Genomic DNA, 21,966 nt, shown 5'->3' on the forward strand with positions numbered 1-21,966 from the left:
AGCCTCTTTTAAAGCTCATTTGTGATGCGCTTATAGAAATCGATAAAAGATTCTTCCGACTCTAAATCCAGTTTCTTACGCAGGCGATACCGCTTGGTATGTACACTTTCAGTTGAAATCTTTAAAATGCCCGCGATTTCCTTGGAACTCATTTCTAAAATAAGATACGACAGTAACTGTTCATCGTTTTTGGTAATTTTTTTGTAATGCTTCCGAACATACATCAGGAAATCCTGATTGACTTCTTTGGACAGAGATTGCAACTGTTTAATATAATTCTGATCGTTTAAAATTTCTGAAAACGACAACTTTAAAGCATTAACCTCATCTTTAGAAGTAACACCTTTATGCTTAACCTGACCCTCTAAAGTATCCAGAAACTCATCGATCTGATTCACCTGATTGGCAAAAGACATCAAATGCTCCTGATTAAATTTCAGCTTTTCTTTCATTAAAGCTTCCTGCAATTCCTGATTTTTTATTTTTATATCGCTCATTTGTTTGGTCTGAGCTATAGTTTCTATTTTCCGTTTTTTGTTTTGAATTATGAGGTAAGAAATACCAATAATACAACCTATAAAAACCAAGGCTACAAGAACGATAATCCGGTATAAATCTTTTTGTTTCTGAGACTCCTCGAGTAAGCGCTGCTGTTTTTCCAGACGATGTTCCAGATTTATACCATGTATTTTATCGCGACTGTTTACATCTTTTAAATCGTTAAAAATAGCATGATACTTTTGTAAATAATCAATCGCTTTACCGTATGCTTCCTGTTGTTTGTAATACTTAAAATAAAGCTTATTTATCTGAGACAAATCATCGCGATACTCAAAGGTTTTGGCAATTTCTTCTGCCTGTTGCAGTAAAGAAAGCACATCTTCTCCTTTTTGTTCTTCAAGTGCCATTTCGGCCATCTGCTCCAGCACATAGACTTTCCCTTTTATACGCCCGGCTTCAACAAACGACTTTTCGGCATTTAAAAAGTCTGCTTTCGCCAGCTCATATTGCTTGTCGTATTTATACCACTCTGCACGATGCACAAATACAGAAGCCGCGATTTCCGGATTTTTAAGGATTCTATTCAAATTCTCGGCAATGGCGAATTGCTTTAATGCTTTTTGCCTTTCGGAAACTGTTACAATCTGGTTGGCCTCGGAAGCATTAGAAATCCCGCTACTATATGCATTTCCCAAATTTAAATGCGCCTTAGCCAGGTTAACCGTATCTTTTACTTGTTCCAGCAAGGAAATGGCCTGACCTAAAAGCTCTATCTTTTCGTTATTATTTTCGGTTATATGCGAGCGGTTCATAATGGATATACCCGCCATGCGCTTATTATCTATAGTGTTACTTATCGTTTCGGCCTTTAAATAACTTTCAAAAGCTTTTGCGAGGTTGCCTTTAGAATACCAGAAGTTACCCAAAGAGATATACGAATCGGCATACTCCTTAGTCTGATTTTTAATCTGTGCCCTCTGCAAATTCTCGTTCAGCACCCGAAAAGCGTATTCCGGATCAAGAAAAGAATTACTATTTATCAGCCTGTTAATTGCCAGAATATCGCCTTTTTCCGACAAGGCTTCAATTTTCAATTTAATCTGTTGTGTAGAATCAATCTGTTGTCCGGCCAGCTGGCCAAAGCAAAATATAAAGAGAAAAAATCTGATTGCTTTCATAGACAAAAAAAGAGCTGATAAGAAATATCAGCCCTAATTTAATTTATTTTCCCGATAAACGAGATTTACTTAATGGCTTCGAGGCTCTCCTTAAAGCGTGTTGCTATCGAAACTATTTTTAGTTCTTAATCAACTTAATGGTCTGGTTGTATGCCTTTCCTTCAAGTTTCAAGAAGTATATACCTGGCTGTAACGTATTGGTTTGAATACTGTTTCCTGTAAAATTAGCATCTGCAAAAACCTGCTGACCGGTTACTGTGTAAAGTGAAACTTTTAAGTCCTCGTTATTTTTGATATTAACATGAATAACATCTGAAAACGGATTCGGGTAGATATTAGCATCGGTTGCATTATTTACATCGGCAACACCTAAAGTTGCTTTGTTTGCCCATTTCATAAAGAATCCACGCGTATGATCAGAAGCATCTTCAACATCACCATTTTCTATTAACTGCATTTTATTTATAAAACGACCACCTGTATACATATCGCCATTATCTAAAACTAAGGTTGAGTTATTAGACAGGATTGTATATTCATCGTAACCATTTACAGAAAATACTTCGTTAAAAGATCCATCCTGATTTAAATGAAGCTGATACATACTTAAACTGTTCGGACTATGAGCAGAAATCACCTCCGAACCATCGAAATTAAACTTAGAATAGTTATCAAATCCTCCACCCACGAAGATAGCATTATCATCGTTTGTTGTTATATTGAATACACGATCCTGGTATTCTCCACCTAAATCTTTAGCCCATATTAAATTTAAATCATAGTCAAATTTTGCAATAAATCCATCAGAGATACCGTAACCATTTAAAGCAGTACCCTGAATATTAAACCCGCTGTCTGGCGTAAAGTTACCACCAACAATTACGTTATTTTCTGAATCTACAGCTAACGCTGCATTGGCCTGGCTCACGTCTTCTGCACCATACGTGATGAAACCTGTAGCATCTCCGGTACCCGTACTAAATTTAGACAAACACATGAAATACCCTGAACCTGAATACGGCAGCTCCTGTTCGTCTAAAAGGTAAGGCATACCATAGTCGAACGCCAGATACAAACCAAAATCATTTATAGCCAGTGCGCGTATAGAACCATAAGTCCCGTTATTTTTTCCTTCTATTTGCTTTTTCCAAAGCAATATACCATCGGCATTTATTTTAGTAAGGAAAAAATTGTACCCATATTCGAAATCGTAAGTAAACTCTGTATCTCCAATCTTAAAAGGACCGTCATAATATCCTGCAATATATAAACTCCCTGCTTCATCAAGCACCATACGAATCGGGTTTGCAGACATATATTCTGAAGCATACCAGTGTTTCACCCAGATTAAAGCCCCCGTTTCCCCTGAGAATTTTGCAATGATACCACGGTTGGTATAATCCGGACCTTCACCTGCAATTACCTCTTTTTCATTAATAACAATATCTCCCATAGAACTCGACCAGCCCACTGCTAACACATCATTATTCTTATCTATTTGTATATCGAAAAACGCATCAGAATCACTTCCCCCCATCGTTGCAGTCCAGATTGGATTTCCGTCCAGGTCTGTTTTGGTTATAAAGGCATTGTTAGCTGGCAAAACTGGTAACGCCACACTACCAAAACTCCCAGACGTATTATATACCCCATTTACATAAATGGCGTCGTCGGTCGCTTTAATATTGTTAACATTGGTGTTTGTGTGATCGCCTGACACATAATGTACCCACTCGGCATAATTTTGTTGTGCTACAGTAACCTGAAAGCCAACAAACATGGAACATAAAAATAGTACAGTTTTTTTCATAAATAGTTTTTTAGAATTGAAGGCGCCAAAGATTTAACTTTTCTTCAATATCACACCATAACACACCTGAACATGACATAGACAAAAACTACAACACCATGAATAACAGCGCATTTAATTCTAACACAACTCAACAAAAGCCTGGCACTACAAGTTTAGAACACACAAAAAGACAAGATATTTTTAGGAGAACTAAGGATAATTACACCGGTTTTCACACTAAAAACACGCGATATAATATCTGGAAAAGATTCAGATAATTATTAAAATATTAAACTTAGGAGTATTTTATATTAAAAATGATAAAACGCATTCTCTAAATGCTCCAGTTCCATACCCGTTTTGGTTTTTACTATGGCAATAATATCGAAACGCACTTCAAGATCCAGAGTATGATCTGCTATAAAGGCGTCGACCGCTTTCACTAAATTCTGAATCTGTCTGGGCTTCACAAAATCCTGTGGATCTCCAAAAGTATTGGTCGACCGGGTTTTAACTTCAACTACGGCAAGTACATCATCTTTTCTAGCCAAAATATCTACTTCGGCTTTCTGGTACCGATAATTGCGTTCCAGAACGGTATAGCCCTTTTGCTTCAGAAAATCTACTGCCATATCCTCTCCTTGCTGTCCTAAAATATTATGCTGTGCCATCTTAAAATCCTTACAGCAATTAAATTACAAATAAGTTTTCATTTTCAACTGATTATAACAGTCCGTAACCCGAATAACCCCTTGCACTTTATAATAAAATTAATAATCGAAATGATACGATATGGTTATCTTTGGAGGGCATTAAAACACATAAAATGAAAAAATTAACCTTAATTCTAGCCGTATTGATTAGCAGCAATTTAGCAATCGCTCAACAGGTTATGACTCCGGATGTATTATGGAGTGTAAAACGTTTAAGCGTATTGGGCGTTTCGGAAGACGCATCACAGATTTTTTACAGCGTAAAAATTCCAAATATCAAAAATAACAATTTTGACACCTCGTACTACAAAATGCCAATAGAAGGTGGTTCGGCAATAAAAATCGATAAGGAAGATGTTACTGTAGGTGACAAGAATATCTCTCCGGACGGTGTTTACAAACTGTTTCACAAAAGTGTCCAACTGGAAAATATTAAAGGCAAAGATCTGTACACCAAATTAGAAAAAGCCGATGCCTACGTCTTTACTGATCTGGATAACAGGCACTGGGACAGCTGGAGCGACGGATCTTACGAGCATGTATTTTACAAAAAAGCAGATGCTGACGATGAGACCGCTACAGACATTATGCCAGACGAACCCTACTACACACCGCAACGTCCTTTTGGTGGCGACGAAGATTATATCTGGGCACCCGACAGTAAAAGTATTTATTATGTGAGTAAAAAATTAAAAGGCAAAGCCTACGCCACAAGCACAAATACCGACATTTACAAATACGATATTGATAGCAAAACAACCTCCAATATCACTTCAGAAAATAAAGGATACGATACCAATCCGGCCTTCTCTAAAACGGGAGTTTTGACCTGGACCCAAATGCAAACCGATGGTTATGAAGCCGACAAAAACGATATTATTGTCCTGGAACATGGTGTAAAACAAAATTTAACCAAACAATGGGACGGCACGGTAAGTAGCTTTAAATGGAGTAACGACGGTACTAAAATTTACTTTATAGCGCCTATTGATGGCACTATGCAGTTATTCGCTGTAAATTATCCGGGTAAAAAACGCATAGCTCCCGTAGTAAAACAATTGTCTCAAGGACAGTTTGACGTAAGAAGCATAGTATCAGAAACCAAAAATGGACTGATAGTAACACGCGGAGATATGAATCAGGCCAGTGAGATTTACGCGTTTAATTTAAAAGACCAGAGTTTTAAACAACTGTCTACGGTAAATGACGCGCTTTACAAATCGCTGGATTTACCTAAAATTGAAAAACGCTACGTTACCACTACCGATAATAAACAAATGCTGGTATGGGTAATCTTACCACCAGATTTCGACCCGAATAAAAAATACCCGACGTTGTTATATGCTCAGGGCGGACCACAATCGCCTTTATCCCAATTCTATTCCTTCCGATGGAATTTCCAGCTTATGGCCTCACAGGGCTACATTATTGTAGCGCCTAACCGACGCGGTATGCCGGGACACGGTGTAAAATGGAATGCAGACATCAGTAAAGACTGGGGCGGACAAGTCATGCAGGACTACCTTTCGGCCATAGACGATATCGCTAAAGAATCGTATGTAGACAACACCCGTCTGGGAGCTATTGGGGCGAGTTACGGTGGCTATTCGGTATTCTATCTTGCAGGCATTCATAACAAACGTTTTAAAACCTTTATCGCCCACGATGGTGTATTCGATACCAGAACCATGTATGGCACTACCGAAGAATTATTTTTTGTGAATCATGATTTCGGAGGCAATTACTGGGATAAATCCAATACCGTGGCTCAAAAAGCCTTTAACGAATTCAACCCGATAAACCATGTCGACAAATGGGACACCCCTATACTTGTTATTCAGGGCGGGAAAGATTACCGCGTACCCATCGAGCAAGGCTTAAGTGCTTTCCAGGCAGCACAGCTTAAAGGTATTAAAAGTAAACTTCTGTATTTACCAGACGAAAACCACTGGGTATTACAACCTCAGAACGCACTGGTTTGGCAGTACGAATTCTTTAAATGGTTAAAAGAAACCTTGTAATATCGCATTACAAGAACATATAAACAAATAAGGACTGCCCTAACTAACGGCGGACAGTCCTTATTTTTTTAAACACATTTATAATAATAAACTAAGCAATATTTTTAGGTCCCCATTGCGAGCACAGCATATCCGGTGCCGCTTTGGTAGGATGCGGACAACTGGACGAGGAAAAACGCAGACAGGTAGCACAACTGGTATCGTCTTTTAAAGCCAGTTTCATATCGAAAGAATCGCAGGTATAATCTTTATTTACTTTAACGTGATGCACTGCACAGGTATGTCCTGATTCCATATTGTTGCAATGGTCGCAGTTATTGGATAATCGAATTGCCATAATAATCAGAATTTAAAATTGTACTCTAATTTACAACTAGAATGCCTCAAAACCAACACAACATACTGAAAAACAAGAATTTAAATTTAGAATAAGTTAAAATAGTTTAAACTACATACTCTTGAAGCCTTACACCGCTTTTATCCTTAAATTTTGGCCCACAGTCCAAACAAACAATCTCCAAATTTCTTTTTATAGATTTTCAATGAAATCAACAATATACTTTAAGATTTTTTCTATTTTGTATGAATCTAACTGAAAACCCACCACTATAGCTATAATTTGAAAAGAGAAGAAAAAATAGCAGAAACTTATTTTAAATATCATGGTTTTCATAATATTATTTTTGAACCGAAAGGAAACAGAACACCAGACTTTGAAATCAACAATAAAATTGCAGTTGAAGCCCGTCGACTCAATCAATTCCATAAAGGTGAGCCAATTGAAAAAGTAGAATACAACTTAGTCCCTAAAATCATAACCCAAATTAAATCCTATGGAAATGGTTTACATAAAACCTCTGCATTCATAGGCATAAGATATCGCAGACCTATAAATTATAACAAAAGAATTAAAGAAAAAATCAACTCTATACTTGACTCTCATTCAAGAGAAATGTCAGCTCACAAAACTTATAAAGTAACTGAAAATTTAGAAATTAATATATTCCCTTCTCAAAAAAAATTTAATACGCAATTTCATTTTGGCTCCTCTTTGGATTCAAATCAAGGTGGTTTTGTATTAAATAATATATACAATAGTCTTAAAATAATAATAAAGGAGAAAACATCCCGTATACAACCATTTAAATCAGAGTATCGAACTTGGTGGTTAGCATTAATAGATGATATTGGAAATGGATTAACTGAATACGAAATAGACCAATTAAAAGAAATCATTGATTTTGACTTAAATTTTGACAAGGTCTTTATCATTTCAAATTTAAACCCGACTAAAGGAGGTGAATTATAGAATACTACAAACAATTCAAATAAACACAATTAACTCATTATTAGATAATTAAAATAATTTTAATTAACTTTATTCTATCCAAAACCAATTACTTTTCGTTTTTATGTTGTGGTTATGTTCAACCTAAACCACAACAACAATGCGACACTTTCTCCATTTTTTTTACATACTAATTTTACTATCAGGGCTTACTGGCAGTATCAATTCCTGTCAATCTAAAGCTGAGCCCAAACTGGTTCCTATAGACGCTGCGACTTATTTTAAATCTGGAACCAATATCCCGCTTCCAGACGCAAAATTCCAGGTTACAGAGCAGCGTATCGCTCGGGGCGACTACCTGGCCAATGGTATTTTAAAATGTTTTTCCTGTCATTCCGATGCCTGGAATTCCCACCCCGGTGATTCTTTGTTTGAAGCCCGTAAAGGTTCCGGACGAAAAATGTTTGAAACCGATTCCACTTTACTATATTCCATGAATATTACGCCCGACACCCTGACTGGCATTGGCAGTTATACCGATGCCGAAATTACCAACGCCATACGAAAAGGCATAGGTAAAGATGGCCGGAAACTCGCCGATATGCCTACTTTGGGACACGCGCAGTTAACCAACGAAGATGTCGTAGCTTTGGTGGTGTACTTGAGATCCTTAAAACCCATTGAAAAAGAAATTCCGAAGCGGAAATTCACAAAAATGATGGAAGCAGGCATGAATTTCGATCCCTTTCTTTCCGTAACAGACACCCTCTTGCCAGAACCAAATATGTCCGATCTCCTGGAACGAGGAAAATATCTGGCGAGTATTGGCGTCTGTGTTGGTTGCCATACCGCATTTGAAGGTGGAAAACCTAAACTTTTTGCCGGCGGAACAACGTATGATACGAGAGAAGGCCTACTTTACTCGCCCAATATTTCCTCCGATAGTACAGGCATTTCAAAATGGACTAAAGCTAGTTTCATAGAACTGATTAAAACCGGGAAATCGGGCACTTTGCACGATGTTATGCCCTGGAGATATTACAACACCATGACCGATGACGATCTTACAGCCATTTATCTAGCACTAAAACAAACGTACCCAGTTAAACATCAAGTTGCCAAAGGCTACGATGCTACCTATTGTGTTGTGTGTAATACGACTCACGGCCTTGGGAACACTAATACATCTATAGTGCTTCAACCCACAGCAGACAGTATTTCTGAAGATATTTCCGGAACCTATAATAGTTTACTAACCAGCGATGTCGTTCAAATTGAAAAACGAGATGACAAATATATTGCTACTGCCTTTGGAATTCCGTCTGAACTTGTCCCAATAGCTAACGATTATTATTACGCCGATAATTTATATGCGCCCATCCGTTTTATAAAAGATGGAGAGACCATTACAGGATTAAAGATTAAAACCCTGTTTAATAATCCGTACAAAAAGCAGGAATAACATTTTGCTAAAAAACACTAGAGAACTCTCAATTCGAATCTCATATCTTTTAAGTTTTTAAATATCGCGGTAATACAACTGTAAGATTTTTTCTATTTTGTAGGCATATAACTGTAATAAATATAAAAGAACTTATTTCAGTGTTGTTCTAATGCAGGAAAAAACAAACCGATATGGAAATACCTAAATTTCATGAGACTTTTATACCCATTTTGAAAGTATTAGCAAATGGGGAAACTCTCCAAACAAGGGAAATGTATCAAAAAATAATTAATCAATTCTATTCTGAACTTTCAAAAGAACAATTAGAAGAAAAAACAAAAAGTGGTGACATTCTAATTCTAAACAGAATTGCTTGGGGAAAATCATATTTAAAAAAAGGAGGGTATATTGAATTTCCTAAAAGAGGATTTGTAAAAATAACAGAGAAAGGGAAGAATCATGTTTCATCTAGCTTAACTTTAAAACAAGTTGAAAATTCTGAAAACTATCTAGAATTCTATAACGAGGAAAACTCAAAAAAGGTATCAACTCCTTCTATAATTCGAAACGCCTCTCCTCAAGACCTTATTGACGAAGGTTTTAATCAAATTGACATCCAAGTCAAAGATGAATTACTAGAAAAATTAAAGGAAATTGATCCATTTTATTTTGAAAAAGTAATTCTTATTCTACTAAAAAAAATGGGGTATGGTGATTTTATCGAAACGGCAAAAACTGGAGATGGTGGAATTGACGGAATAATCAATGAAGACAAACTTGGTTTGGATAAGATTTATATTCAAGCCAAAAGATATGGGGAAAATAAAGTACGTGAAAAAGATATCAGAAACTTTATTGGCGCAATGAGTGGCGACACTCAAAAAGGTGTTTTTGTTACTACATCTTCATTTGATTCAGGAGCGACAAAAAAAGCTCATGATGCTCACCATACAATTATTTTAATCGATGGTTTAAAGTTAGTTGACCTAATGCATCAGTATAATGTAGGTGTTCAAATAAAATCATCTTATGAAGTAAAAGAACTAGATAATGACTTTTTTGAAGATAATAATTAAGTAAAAATTTTATGGCAAATAGATGGGGAATTACAAAAGATGTTGAAAAAATTGTAAGAGAAAGAGACACTTCATGTGTTTATTGTGGCATTGTATTTTCGAATGACAATAGTTCTAGAAAAAATAAACCGTCATGGGAACACATAATAAATGACATAAGAATTAATGGAACTAACAATATAGCTATTTGCTGCATGTCTTGCAATGCAAGCAAAGGCTCTAAACTACTTGAGAACTGGCTTGATAGTGATTACTGTAAGAAGAAAAAAATTTCGATAAATTCCGTTTCAGAAGTAGTAAAAATGGCACTAAAACATCCGCCTCAATTACCTAATCCTTAAACACCAAAGTAGTTTGATTTTTACTGACCTTCATTTCTATCTGGCTGCCTAAAATCAAAGCACGGTTATCATCTTCGTGTCCTGCAGGCATATTAAAGGCCACTGGAAAATCGTATTCAGCCACCACATCCAGAATAATTTCTTCAATTGTTCTTCCAAACTCGGTGGTGTTTTTCTTCACTTTCGAAATATCGCCCACTAGTATGCCTTTACATTTGGTGAAATACCCGGCGCGTTTTAAACTCTGTAGCATACGATCTATATGGTAAGCATATTCGCCGATTTCTTCTATAAACAGAATTTCTCCGGCAGGATTTATACTGGTTTCCGACCCCAGCATGGTATGCAATAAGGTCAAGTTTCCGCCGGTGATAGGTGCGGTTACTGTTCCCGGTTTATTATAAGGCGAGCCCTCTAATGTATAAGTGAGTGGTGTTCCAAACAAGGCAGCTTTACAGGTGGCGATGGTTTCGGCTATTTCGCTTTCATCTTCCGGCAGACTGGTACACATCATAGCATGCAGGGTTTCGTAGCCTAGATTGTGAATCTGGTTATGTAAAGCCGTAATATCGGAATACCCAATCATCCATTTCGGATGTTTTTTAAATGCCGTGTAATCCAGTTTATCTAAAATACGCACCGTACCATATCCACCACGAGAACTTAAAATGGCTTTAATATTCGGGTTGTCCAGCGCCCATTGCATATCGGCAGCGCGATGCGCATCGGTCCCGGCAAAATGTCCGTTTTGCTCGAAAACATACTGTCCTAAAACCACATGCAGCCCCCAGCTTTCCAATAAAGCTTTGGCGCGATTTATCTCTTCGGTTCTGTTTTTTAATATGCCTGAAGGCGATACGATAGCCACGGTATCTCCCGCTTTTAAAAACGGTGGTTTAATATAGGTTTTACTGGTAATTCCAGTATGAGAAGCAGTGGTATTTTGAGCAATCACAGTAAGGGTTTTAAAACTGAAAACAAAAAAAATAAGGAGTAGAAATTGTCGATTTAAGGCCATATATCGTGCTTTTTGTAAAAGTACATTTTTTTTCTAAATGCGTACCGAATTCCGTACTTTTGTGGCTTCAAAAACGAAATTAGAATGTCAAAAAGATATACCATTACAGCAGCGTTACCGTACACTAACGGCCCGATACATATTGGGCATTTAGCCGGTGTTTACGTACCTGCCGATATTTATGCCAGATATTTACGCTTAACCGGAAACGATGTGGCTTTTATTTGCGGAAGCGACGAACACGGTGTGCCTATTACCATTAAAGCGAAAAAGGAAGGCGTAACCCCTCAGGATATAGTAGATAAATACCACGCTATTATAAAACAATCTTTCGAAGATTTTGGTGTATCTTTTGATAATTACTCGCGCACCTCAGCTAAAATTCACCACGACACTGCTTCAGAATTCTTTAAAACGCTTTATGACAAAGGCGAATTTACAGAAGAAACCACAGAGCAATTATACGACGAAGAGGCCAATCAGTTCTTAGCCGATCGTTTTGTTACAGGTACCTGTCCGAAATGTGGTAATGAAGAAGCTTATGGCGACCAGTGCGAAAAATGTGGTACCAGTTTAAATGCTACCGATTTAATCAACCCTAAATCGGCAATAACCGGAAACACGCCAACTTTAAAGCAAACCAAACACTGGTTTTTACCTTTAGATAAACACGAAGACTTTTTAAAAGAATGGATTTTAAAAGGGCATAAAAAAGACTGGAAACCTAATGTTTACGGTCAGGTAAAATCCTGGATCGACGACGGATTAAGACCACGTGCCGTAACCCGCGATTTAGACTGGGGTATTCCTGTACCGGTTGAAGGAGGCGAAGGCAAAGTACTATACGTTTGGTTCGACGCTCCTATAGGCTATATTTCGTCTACCAAAGAATGGGCTGCTCGCGAAGGCAAAGACTGGGAACCGTACTGGAAAGATAAAGACACCACTTTAGTGCATTTTATAGGAAAAGATAATATTGTATTCCATTGTATTATTTTCCCTGCCATGTTACAAGCGGAAGGCTCTTATATTTTACCGGAAAATGTTCCGGCAAACGAATTCCTCAATCTGGAAGGTAACAAATTATCGACCTCTAAAAACTGGGCGGTGTGGTTACCTGAGTATTTGGAAGATTTCCCAGGACAACAGGATGTATTACGCTATGCCTTAACAGCCAATGCACCGGAAACCAAGGATAACGACTTTACCTGGAAAGATTTTCAGGCGAGAAATAACAACGAACTTGTAGCCATCTTCGGAAATTTTATTAACCGTGTGGTGGTTTTAACCAATAAATATTACAACGGCAGTGTACCAACTCCGGGAGCTTTCTCGCAGGTAGACGAAGAAACACTGGCCGCTTTAAAAGCGTACCCGGCCGTAATTTCCAGCTCGATAGAACGCTACCGTTTCCGCGAGGCAAGTCAGGAATTAATGAATTTAGCCCGTTTAGGAAACAAATATTTAGCCGACGAAGAGCCTTGGAAAATGATAAAAGTAGATGAAGCCCGCACGCAAACCATCATGTTTGTAGCGCTTCAGATTGCTGCAGGCTTAGCCACCTTAAGTGAACCGTTTTTACCGTTTACTTCAAACAAATTAAAATCAATTTTAAACCTGACAGATCTCAACTGGAACGCTGTTGCAAACACAGATGTTTTAGTAGAAGAAGGTCATGTTATAGGTCAGGCAGAATTACTGTTTACTAAAATTGAAGACGACACCATCCAGAAACAACTGGATAAATTGATAGCGAGCAAAAAAGCTAATGAAGCCGCTAATAAAACTGTAGAGCCACAAAAAGACACTATTACTTTCAACGATTTCACGAAACTGGATTTACGCGTTGGCACGATTTTAGAAGCTGAAAAAATGCCTAAGGCTAAAAAACTTCTGGTTTTAAAAGTAGATACTGGCATAGATGTAAGAACTATAGTATCTGGAATTGCCGAAAGTTTCACGCCCGAAGAAGTGGTTGGTAAGCGCGTTACCGTTTTGGTTAATTTAGCTCCAAGAGCCTTAAGAGGTGTAGAGAGTGAAGGCATGATTTTAATGACCGAAACTGCCGAAGGCAAACTTGTATTTGTAAATCCTGACGAAAAAGGTGTATCAAACGGATTACAAATCAGTTAAAATTAACCTTTAAAAACCGGATTATTATGTTAAAACACACATTCACACTTTTAATCTTGTCCGTGGTTTTGCTAAATTGCAAATCGGCTGACATTAAAACAGCAGACACAGCGCATAATAGTATGAATAGTTTAGACTGGAATGGCATTTATACAGGCACTTTGCCTTGTGCAGATTGCGAAGGCCTTAAAACGGTGATTGAATTACACTCCGATTTAAGGTATACCGAAAAAACGCAATATCTGGGCAAACAGGAAACTGTAAACGAAACAACAGGTACTTTTTCCTGGAATGCGTCTGGTAACATGATAACCCTGTATAAAGGCTCAGCTCAGCAAAGCTATCTCGTTGGAGAAGGCAGGCTGACGCATTTAGATGCAAATCAAAATAAAATCACCGGTGAGCAGGCAGATCAATTTATTTTAACACAACAGTCTGAACATGTTTTAACAGATAAACCCTGGAAACTCATAGAACTTCGTGGAAAAACCATCGAAGACCGTACTCCACAGCCTTATTTTAAATTACATAAAGCGGAAGCCCGTATAAGCGGAAACTCAAGTTGTAATGGCTTTGGCGGCGATTACGAACTGCTTGAAGGCAACCGTATTCAGTTTTCGAAACTGATGCACACGATGCGCGCCTGTATAGACATGAGTATAGAAAATGAATTCTTAAAAGTATTGGAAACAGCAGATAATTACACAATATCTAACGGAATTTTAAGTTTAAATAAAGGCCGAATGGCTCCTTTGGCAAAATTCAAGGTTGATTATTTTATTAACAACTAAACCTTTTTGCCTCAGATCCTTTTAACAAAAGACCTCTCAAATTTATTTTGACGAGGTCTTTTAATTTCTTTTAAAATGGAAGAACACGCAACCTACAAATCGCATTGGGACCAAGTTTATAAAACAAAAAAAGACGAAGCCTTAGGCTGGTACGAAACCGACTTAAGTCCTACCTTAAACCTTATCGAAAAAACCCAGCTTGGCCCGGATGCTCGACTTTTAAATGTGGGAGCAGGAACCACAACCTTAATAGACGCTTTAATAGCTCAGGGGTTTACATCGATTCTGGCAAATGACATAAGCCCGGCTGCTTTGGAGTCGCTGGAAACCCGTATTAAAACCCAATACCAGCAAAATATCACCTGTATCGAAGACGACCTTTCCAACCCAAAGATTCTGAATAATATAGCACCGGTAGATTTATGGATAGATCGCGCTGTACTTCATTTTTTTAATGAACACCACGAGCAGGATGCTTATTTTAAACTTTTAAACACGCTGGTAAAACCACAAGGTTTTGCTCTTATTGCTGTTTTTGCGCTGAATGGTGCCGAAACCTGCTGTGCTTTACCTGTGAAACGCTACAGCACCGAAGATCTGCAGTTAAAACTCAGTCCGGATTTTACATTGATCTCCAGTTTTAATTACACCTTTATTAATCCGTTTGGCGGCGAACGTCCTTACATTTACACTTTATTTCAGAAACACTAATGCAGGCATTACACTACATAATTTCGCAAACAGGCTTACCAAAAGCCGGAGTACAAAACACGATAAATTTACTTAATGAAGATTGTACCATTCCGTTTATATCCCGATACCGAAAAGAATTAACAGGAAATCTGGACGAGGTACAGATTGCCGAAATATTAAAGCATAAAGAAGCATTTGAAGTCCTTGAAAAGCGAAAAGCAACTATATTAAAAGCGCTGGAAGAACAGGAGGTTTTAACTCCGGAACTACAACAAAAAATTGAAAGGACCTCCGATTTAATTACGCTTGAGGACCTTTATCTGCCGTTTAAGAAAAGTAGAAAAACCAAAGCGGAAAAAGCCCGACAGGCGGGACTGGAACCACTGGCTAAAATTATAATGAGCCAGAATGCTCAGGACTTAGATACCGTAGCTTTCAAATTTCTGAAAAATGATATCACTACTACAGAAGACGCATTGGAAGGCGCCAGACATATCATAGCCGAGTGGATTAACGAACGTACAGACATCAGAAACAATATCAGATATCAGCTGCAACGCTTTGCCAGTATTGCCACCAAAGTGGTAAAAACAAAAACTGAAGATGAAAAAGCGCAGAAATTCAGAGATTATTTCGACTGGTCAGAAAACCTCAGTCGTATTCCGTCTCACCGACTTCTCGCCATTTTACGCGCCGAAAAAGAAGGCTATATCCGACTCAAAATTGAAATTGACGATGAAACAGTGTTACAGAAAGCAGAAAGCAGAATTATACGCTCCAATAATGCCTGTGCCGAACATATAAAAACAGCCATACAGGACGCTTACAAAAGGCTCCTACTTCCTGCATTAACTAACGAAGCCTTACAAATTGCCCGGGAGAAAGCAGACGAATCGGCCATTCAGGTTTTTGCAAAAAATTTAAAACAATTACTTTTAGGATCTCCTTTAGGCGAAAAACGAATTCTGGCCATCGACCCCGGATTCAGAACCGGATGTAAACTGGTGTGTCTTGATGCTCAAGGCAATTTAAAATACAACGAAACCATTTATCCGCATCCGCCTAAAAACGACACTACCGGAGCCATAAAGAAAATAAGTTCTCTGGTTGAAGCCTATAAAATTGAAGCCATAGCAATAGGTAACGGTACCGCTTCCCGGGAGACGGAACAGGTCATTCGTAAAATAAGATTTAAAACCGATATCCAGGTCTTTGTAGTGAGCGAAGCCGGAGCATCTATTTATTCAGCTTCTAAAATTGCTCGCGAAGAATTCCCGGATTACGATGTAACCGTTCGTGGCGCTGTATCGATAGGTCGTCGTTTACAGGATCCGCTGGCGGAACTAGTTAAAATTGAAGCAAAATCGATTGGAGTCGGACAATATCAGCACGATGTAGACCAGCCTAAATTAAAGCAATCTTTAGATGCTGTTGTTGAAAATTGTGTAAATGCAGTAGGTGTAAACATCAACACTGCCAGTACCTCGTTATTAAGTTATGTTTCGGGTATCGGACTGAAACTGGCCGAGAATATTGTAAATTATCGCTCTGAACACGGCCCATTCCCCTCGCGAACTGCCATAAAAAAAGTACCGCGTTTGGGTGATAAAGCCTTTGAACAGGGTGCGGCATTCCTGCGTATAAAAGCAGCTAAAAATCCTCTGGATGATTCCGCTGTTCATCCTGAACGCTACGATATTGTAAAACAAATGGCTAAAGACACCGGTAATACCGTTGATGCCTTAATTGGAAATACCGCTGTTTTAAAAACCATAGACCTTAAACGCTATTGTACAGACACCGTAGGATTACCAACTCTGGAAGACATTATTAAAGAACTGGAAAAACCGGGATTAGACATTCGCGAACAAGCCAAAGTATTCACCTTTAATCAGGATATTAAAACCATTAACGATTTGAGAGCAGGACAGCTCCTTCCCGGAATCGTAAATAATATTACGAATTTTGGTTGTTTTGTTGATATAGGCATTAAAGAAAGCGGACTTATACACGTATCGAACCTGGCGGACACCTTTGTAAGCGACGTGAACGAGCACGTTAATCTTCACCAGCAAATTATTGTAAAAGTGCTGGATGTAGATACAGAACGAAAGCGTATTCAGTTGAAATTACATTCCAAATAAAAAAGAGATAGTTTTTTAAATTTCAGACGTATAGAAGTCAAAAACTTCGAAAAGAAAAGCGTACTTTTGCGCGCTTTTTAAATTGAAGGGTCATGACAAAACCAAGACTAGCTCTAGCCATAGGCGTTATTTGTATTTCTATATTTCCTGTATTGGTTCGCCTGAATTTATCGCCGGGATTAATCTCTGCATTTTACAGAATGGCCTTTGCTTCGGCTGTAATTTTACCTTTTGTTTTAATTACAGGAAAACTAAAAATGCCTTCGCTTAAAATGATTGGACTCTCGGCTTTATGCGGATTAATATTTGGTCTTGATGTCGGGGTCTGGAATATTGCCATTCAGGAATCATCAGCCACTCAGGCCACTTTGTTAACCAATTTATCTCCGGTATGGGTCGGCATTGGCGCCTTTTTATTTTTAAAAGATAAGCCGTTACCCAATTTCTGGGTTGGAACTATTGTAGCTCTTTTTGGAATGGTAACTTTGGTCGGCTTTGAGTTTTTTGTGTCACTGAATTTCGACCTCGCTTTTATGTTTGCTGTCCTTTCGGGTATGTTGTATTCCGTTTATATGCTAACCAGTAAATACGTTTTGGAAGAGACCGAGGTTCTGACTTTTATGAGCATTAGCTTAATAGCCTCAACCTTATCTTTAGGTCTGATTAATTTAGCCATGGGAGAAGCCTTTTCCGGCTTTTCAAATATGGGCTGGTTTGTTCTCGTTATTCAGGGGCTGGTATGCCAGCTTTTAGCCTGGGTGCTTATAAGTTATGCCACAAAACATATGCGTGCCACCCGCGTTTCTGTAAGTCTTTTAGGTCAGGCTGTCCTGGCATCTATCCTAGCCTGGATCTTTTTAGACGAAAAAATAACTTTACAAATGGTAATAGGCGGGTTCATCCTACTAGCCGGGATTCGTATTACGTTTATTACCAAACAAATCCCGATTTACAAAACGCTTAAAAACAGAAAATCTTAGATTTTTTAATTTAAAAGCTATACCTTTTCTCTATAACTTTGTTAAAAAAGAAAGATTATGTTATCAAAAATTATAGAAAAGGCTTTAAATAAGCAAATTAGAATAGAAGCCGAATCCTCACAGATTTACTTAGCTATGGCCTGCTGGGCCGAGGTAAAAGGACTGGAAGGCGTTGCTGCATTTATGTATAAACAATCGGACGAAGAACGGGAACACATGTTAAAACTGGTACGTTTTGTAAACGAACGTGGAGGTCATGCCCAAGTTTCGGAATTAAAAGCTCCAAATGTAACTTTTAAATCGTTTAAAGACATGTTTGAAATGCTTTACGAACACGAAACCTTTGTTAGTGAAAGTATAAACGAACTGGTACATATTACTTTAGAACAAAAAGACTACGCCACACACAATTTCTTACAATGGTATGTTTCTGAACAAATTGAAGAAGAGGCTATGGCACGAACCATACTGGATAAAATTAATTTGATAGGTGACGATAAAGGTGGCTTATACCTGTTTGATCGTGATATTAACCAACTTACCGTAAGCACCGCAGCAAATATTAGCCCGGAATAAGTTTTAACATTTAATCTTATTTAGATTAAGTAAAAATAATTATTTTTGATGCCTAAGCAACTCAACAGATAGGTTTTGGGCAAGAAAAAAGACAAAAAGAAGGAACTTAAAAAAGCAAAAAAGGAGCTACAGAAACAGGGCATAGAACTTCCTATTGCCGGTAAATGTAAAACCAAATGTTGCGAAAAGTATCAGAAATCGGAAAAGAAGCGTTGCAAGAAATGCCCGTGTTTCGATTTACTTAAAAAGGTAGCATAAAAAAAGCCTCTAAATGTACATTTAGAGGCTTTTCAGCATATTTAACTAACGATTTACGCCGAATTACGACTGGCGTTAATATTTCCGAATAAAGAACGCGTAACTAAAGTTTCATAAATTTTAATCTGTTCTTCATCTCTTACTTCTGCTTTTTCAAGTTCCTGAATCTTTCTTAAAGCGTATTGCTGTATGGTTAATAACGGCAGTACAATAGATTCTCTGATATCGATAGACGCCTTTCCTGCCGGCTCATCTTCCATTAAGGTTTTAAAGCCTGTTAGCTTCAGTAATAAGCGCTTAGTGGTTTCAAATTCTGTATAAATAATTTTCCAGAATGCGCCAAACTCAGGGTCGTCTGCCATATATTTTGTTAAATCGAAGAACGATTTAGATAAGGACATCATACTGTTGGCAATTAAGGTTTTAAAGAAGTTTGAATCGTTATACAACTGCATTACTTTATCAAACTCACCAGCATCTTCATAGGTCTTTAAAGCTGTACCTACGCCGAAGAATCCCGGAACGTTTTGTTTTAACTGACTCCATGAACCTACAAACGGAATTGCTCTCAGGTCAGCAAATACCAAGCCGTCACCCTTACCACGTTTCGAAGGTCTACTACCAATATTGGTTTTCGCGTAATACTTAAGCGTACTCATACGCTCTAAATACGGCACGAACATCGGGTGGTTTTTAAAGTCAACGTAAGTTTTATAACTAATGCCTGCGAGATCATCCATTACGGCTGTATTTTCTGCACTCATTACATTATTCTTCTCGTTTAAACGGTTTAAAATCCCCGAACTTAATAACTGTTCCAAGTTATACTGAGACGAATCTAAGGTTCCGAAATTAGAACTAATGGTTTGCCCCTGAATTGTTAACTGCACTTCTTTATCTTCAATTGTTGGACCAAGTGAAGCGTAGAACTGGTGTGTTTTTCCTCCACCACGTGCAGGAGGTCCTCCACGACCATCAAAGAATATTACGGTAACATCGTATTTTCTGGAGATTTCCGTTAAGCGTTCTTTGGCCTGGAATATCGCCCAGTTCGCCATTAAGTATCCACCGTCTTTTGTTCCGTCAGAGAATCCCAACATAATGGTTTGTCGGTTTCCTCTTTTCTTTAAATGCGCACTATAAGCAGGATTAGTATATAACTCTTCCATTACCAGGTGAGCATTTTCAAGATCCGGTACCGTTTCGAATAACGGCCCTATATCTACTGTTAAATCGTCGTGGAAGGCCACAAGTTTTAACATGGCAAACAACTGCATAACATTTAGCGTTGTCTGGTTGTTACTAATAATATATCGGTTGGCAGCCTGCTCGCCATTAGCTTCCTGAATGTCTTTAATAACCTTCATGGTATTTAAAGCTTTTAAGACTTCTTCATCTTCAAAAATTGACAGGTCAACTTTACCTTTTACATTAGATAAAATTTCAACTTGTTCTTTTTCTGAAAGCTCTAAGAAATTTTTAGGGAAAATATCGCTTCCTGAAGCAATAACCCCTTCAACCATTTGCGTAAACACTTTATCGTGCGCTCGACTATCCTGACGGATATCCAGATTTGCAAAATGATAACCAAAAAGTTTCACTTTATTGATATAACTGTTAATTTCACTTAAATAAAGCGACTGGTGCTCGGTTTCCAGAAGGTGCTTAATCGCGTGTAATTCGCTTACCAACTCAGATAATGGAAGTATAGATGTGTCGGTAGGATTAATCATGTGATTCCACAATTTAGTCTCTATAGCCACTATACGCTCTTCTACGCCCTTAAAAGTTAATTTACGTCTAAGACGTCGGGCATCGCGATAATAATTCTTTAAAACGGTTTGTTTTAGCCTTTGAGCTACTTTAAGAGTAATCTCAGGAGTTACAAACGGATTTCCGTCACGATCTCCTCCTGGCCAGAAACCGATATTAAGAATACTGTTATCTATTTCTTCGTTATCGAAGATGTTTTGCTGAATATAATCGTAAATAGTTCCGAAAGAATAGTAGAATACATTTTCCAGATACCAGATTAAACTAATCGCCTCATCGTAAGGTGTTGGCTTTTTATGCTTATAGAACGGTGTTTTACCTAACTGCGCAAGTAAATCGTTTATTCTGGTTAAATCGTCTTCCTGAATCGCTTCTGTTAAGTTGGTAATAATACCAAGAACCGACCCCGGATAAAACTGGGTTGGGTGCGCTGTAAGTACGATACGCACTTTAAACTCTTCAAGATATTTTTTTAATTCTTCTTTTTTACGACCAGACGATGCCATTTCCTTTAAACTACGAAGGGTACCAATACCTTCCATATTGTTTACAACAGGGAAAGCTGCGTCTTCTATCGCATCAAATAATACAACCTGACGTTCTATATATTGTATAATACGGAATAACAGGTTTAACTGACTCTCCTTCGATCGCCTTGCCTGATATTTCTTAAAAAAAGTTTCTACAATTGTTGTTGGATCATCTCCGCTCTCAAAGCCCTTTTTACAGGTTTCATGAAACAGTGGTAATAACACTCCCGTTTTTGTAATGGAGTCAAACGGCAGGGTCATGAAGATGCTGTTATAGATCTGATACTTCGATAATACGTTCTGATTAAATCGAGTTAATTTTGGTTTTACTGACATCTCTAATTTTCTTCTTAAATTTCTATAAAAATACTAAAGGTTAGCCAAAAGCTTAGCATACATTAATAATTTTTATGTAAATTTAAATGATATCAAAACTTTAATTCATTATTGTAGGCAAATCATCAATTTCATTAAAAATAAGCATGATTTAGTGCCAAAAATTAAAAAATACCGAAGAAATGTAATCTATAACCTACATAAAATTTAATCCAAAATCCTGACAATCAACATATTACACAAAACAAATAAAAAGCAAATATTTTTTCACTCCACTTTTACAACGTTTGCATAAAATAAAATTTCAGTCATGCGTAAAAAACGATCCATAATAATCTTATCTCTATGTTGGTTAATTTTCATAATCTGGGAAATTTTAT

Annotated in this window: 18 protein-coding genes; 12 read left to right on the plus strand and 6 right to left on the minus strand. The window is 37.6% G+C overall.

Annotation, left to right across the window (positions count from 1 at the left end):
- Window positions 1–8: 8 nt before the first annotated feature.
- The 3 genes from I3217_RS12115 to I3217_RS12125 all read right to left on the minus strand — a co-directional run bounded on the left by I3217_RS12115 (window position 9) and on the right by I3217_RS12125 (window position 4,142).
- Window positions 9–1,679: a LuxR C-terminal-related transcriptional regulator gene (locus I3217_RS12115; protein WP_435050024.1), complete on the minus strand. Its 1,671-nt coding sequence runs from the start codon at window positions 1,677–1,679 to the stop codon at window positions 9–11.
- Window positions 1,680–1,797: 118 nt separating this feature from the next.
- A complete protein-coding gene (locus I3217_RS12120; RefSeq protein WP_435050025.1) occupies window positions 1,798–3,489 on the minus strand; it encodes a T9SS type A sorting domain-containing protein in 1,692 nt (563 codons plus the stop codon).
- A gap of 293 nt (window positions 3,490–3,782) precedes the next feature.
- Window positions 3,783–4,142, minus strand: coding sequence for a YraN family protein (locus I3217_RS12125; RefSeq protein WP_435050026.1), 360 nt, complete (start codon window positions 4,140–4,142; stop codon window positions 3,783–3,785).
- 155 nt (window positions 4,143–4,297) lie between these two features.
- On the opposite strand from I3217_RS12125, the gene I3217_RS12130 reads away from it, so the two are divergent.
- Complete coding sequence (locus tag I3217_RS12130) at window positions 4,298–6,205, plus strand: S9 family peptidase (RefSeq protein WP_435050027.1); 1,908 nt, start codon at window positions 4,298–4,300, stop codon at window positions 6,203–6,205.
- A gap of 91 nt (window positions 6,206–6,296) precedes the next feature.
- On the opposite strand, the gene I3217_RS12135 is transcribed toward I3217_RS12130, so the two are convergent.
- Window positions 6,297–6,542 carry a hypothetical protein gene (locus I3217_RS12135; protein ID WP_435050028.1) on the minus strand — a complete coding sequence of 82 codons (246 nt, stop codon included), beginning with the start codon at window positions 6,540–6,542 and terminating at the stop codon, window positions 6,297–6,299.
- A 282-nt stretch (window positions 6,543–6,824) separates the two neighbouring features.
- On the opposite strand from I3217_RS12135, the gene I3217_RS12140 reads away from it, so the two are divergent.
- The 4 genes from I3217_RS12140 (at window position 6,825) to I3217_RS12155 (ending at window position 10,354) form a co-directional block, all read left to right on the plus strand.
- Window positions 6,825–7,514, plus strand: coding sequence for a hypothetical protein (locus I3217_RS12140; protein WP_435050029.1), 690 nt, complete (start codon window positions 6,825–6,827; stop codon window positions 7,512–7,514).
- A 139-nt stretch (window positions 7,515–7,653) separates the two neighbouring features.
- Entirely contained in the window at window positions 7,654–8,955 is a 1,302-nt protein-coding gene (locus I3217_RS12145; protein ID WP_435050030.1) for a c-type cytochrome, read from the plus strand.
- Between the two features lie 173 nt (window positions 8,956–9,128).
- Window positions 9,129–10,013, plus strand: a complete 885-nt coding sequence (locus I3217_RS12150; protein WP_435050031.1) for a restriction endonuclease — start codon at window positions 9,129–9,131, stop codon at window positions 10,011–10,013.
- Window positions 10,014–10,024: 11 nt separating this feature from the next.
- A complete protein-coding gene (locus I3217_RS12155) occupies window positions 10,025–10,354 on the plus strand; it encodes an HNH endonuclease (RefSeq protein WP_435050032.1) in 330 nt (109 codons plus the stop codon).
- On the opposite strand, the gene I3217_RS12160 is transcribed toward I3217_RS12155, so the two are convergent.
- Complete coding sequence (locus I3217_RS12160; protein WP_435050033.1) at window positions 10,344–11,309, minus strand: S66 peptidase family protein; 966 nt, start codon at window positions 11,307–11,309, stop codon at window positions 10,344–10,346. The genes I3217_RS12155 and I3217_RS12160 overlap by 11 nt on opposite strands.
- A gap of 147 nt (window positions 11,310–11,456) precedes the next feature.
- Between I3217_RS12160 and metG the strand changes: the two genes are divergently transcribed.
- The 7 genes from metG (at window position 11,457) to I3217_RS12195 (ending at window position 18,947) form a co-directional block, all read left to right on the plus strand.
- Window positions 11,457–13,505, plus strand: coding sequence for a methionine--tRNA ligase (gene metG / locus I3217_RS12165; protein WP_435050034.1), 2,049 nt, complete (start codon window positions 11,457–11,459; stop codon window positions 13,503–13,505).
- A 26-nt stretch (window positions 13,506–13,531) separates the two neighbouring features.
- On the plus strand, window positions 13,532–14,296 hold the full coding sequence (locus tag I3217_RS12170) for a copper resistance protein NlpE N-terminal domain-containing protein (protein ID WP_435050035.1): 765 nt from the start codon (window positions 13,532–13,534) through the stop codon (window positions 14,294–14,296).
- 75 nt (window positions 14,297–14,371) lie between these two features.
- Complete coding sequence (locus I3217_RS12175) at window positions 14,372–15,007, plus strand: class I SAM-dependent methyltransferase (protein WP_435050036.1); 636 nt, start codon at window positions 14,372–14,374, stop codon at window positions 15,005–15,007.
- The gene (locus I3217_RS12180; protein WP_435050037.1) at window positions 15,007–17,133 is read left to right on the plus strand and encodes a Tex family protein; all 2,127 of its coding nucleotides are present in this window, start codon (window positions 15,007–15,009) and stop codon (window positions 17,131–17,133) included. The genes I3217_RS12175 and I3217_RS12180 overlap by 1 nt, the downstream gene beginning before the upstream one ends.
- 92 nt (window positions 17,134–17,225) lie before the next feature.
- A complete protein-coding gene (locus tag I3217_RS12185) occupies window positions 17,226–18,113 on the plus strand; it encodes a DMT family transporter (RefSeq protein ID WP_435050038.1) in 888 nt (295 codons plus the stop codon).
- Window positions 18,114–18,170: 57 nt separating this feature from the next.
- The gene (locus tag I3217_RS12190; RefSeq protein ID WP_435050039.1) at window positions 18,171–18,689 is read left to right on the plus strand and encodes a ferritin; all 519 of its coding nucleotides are present in this window, start codon (window positions 18,171–18,173) and stop codon (window positions 18,687–18,689) included.
- 75 nt (window positions 18,690–18,764) lie between these two features.
- Window positions 18,765–18,947 carry a hypothetical protein gene (locus I3217_RS12195; protein ID WP_435050040.1) on the plus strand — a complete coding sequence of 61 codons (183 nt, stop codon included), beginning with the start codon at window positions 18,765–18,767 and terminating at the stop codon, window positions 18,945–18,947.
- A gap of 53 nt (window positions 18,948–19,000) precedes the next feature.
- Here I3217_RS12195 and I3217_RS12200 read toward each other — a convergent pair whose 3' ends face one another.
- The gene (locus tag I3217_RS12200; RefSeq protein WP_435050041.1) at window positions 19,001–21,586 is read right to left on the minus strand and encodes a phosphoenolpyruvate carboxylase; all 2,586 of its coding nucleotides are present in this window, start codon (window positions 21,584–21,586) and stop codon (window positions 19,001–19,003) included.
- Between the last annotated feature and the right edge of the window lie 380 nt (window positions 21,587–21,966).

This window comes from Formosa sp. S-31 (assembly GCF_051172795.1).
In the GTDB taxonomy this organism is placed as follows: Bacteria; Bacteroidota; Bacteroidia; order Flavobacteriales; family Flavobacteriaceae; genus Formosa.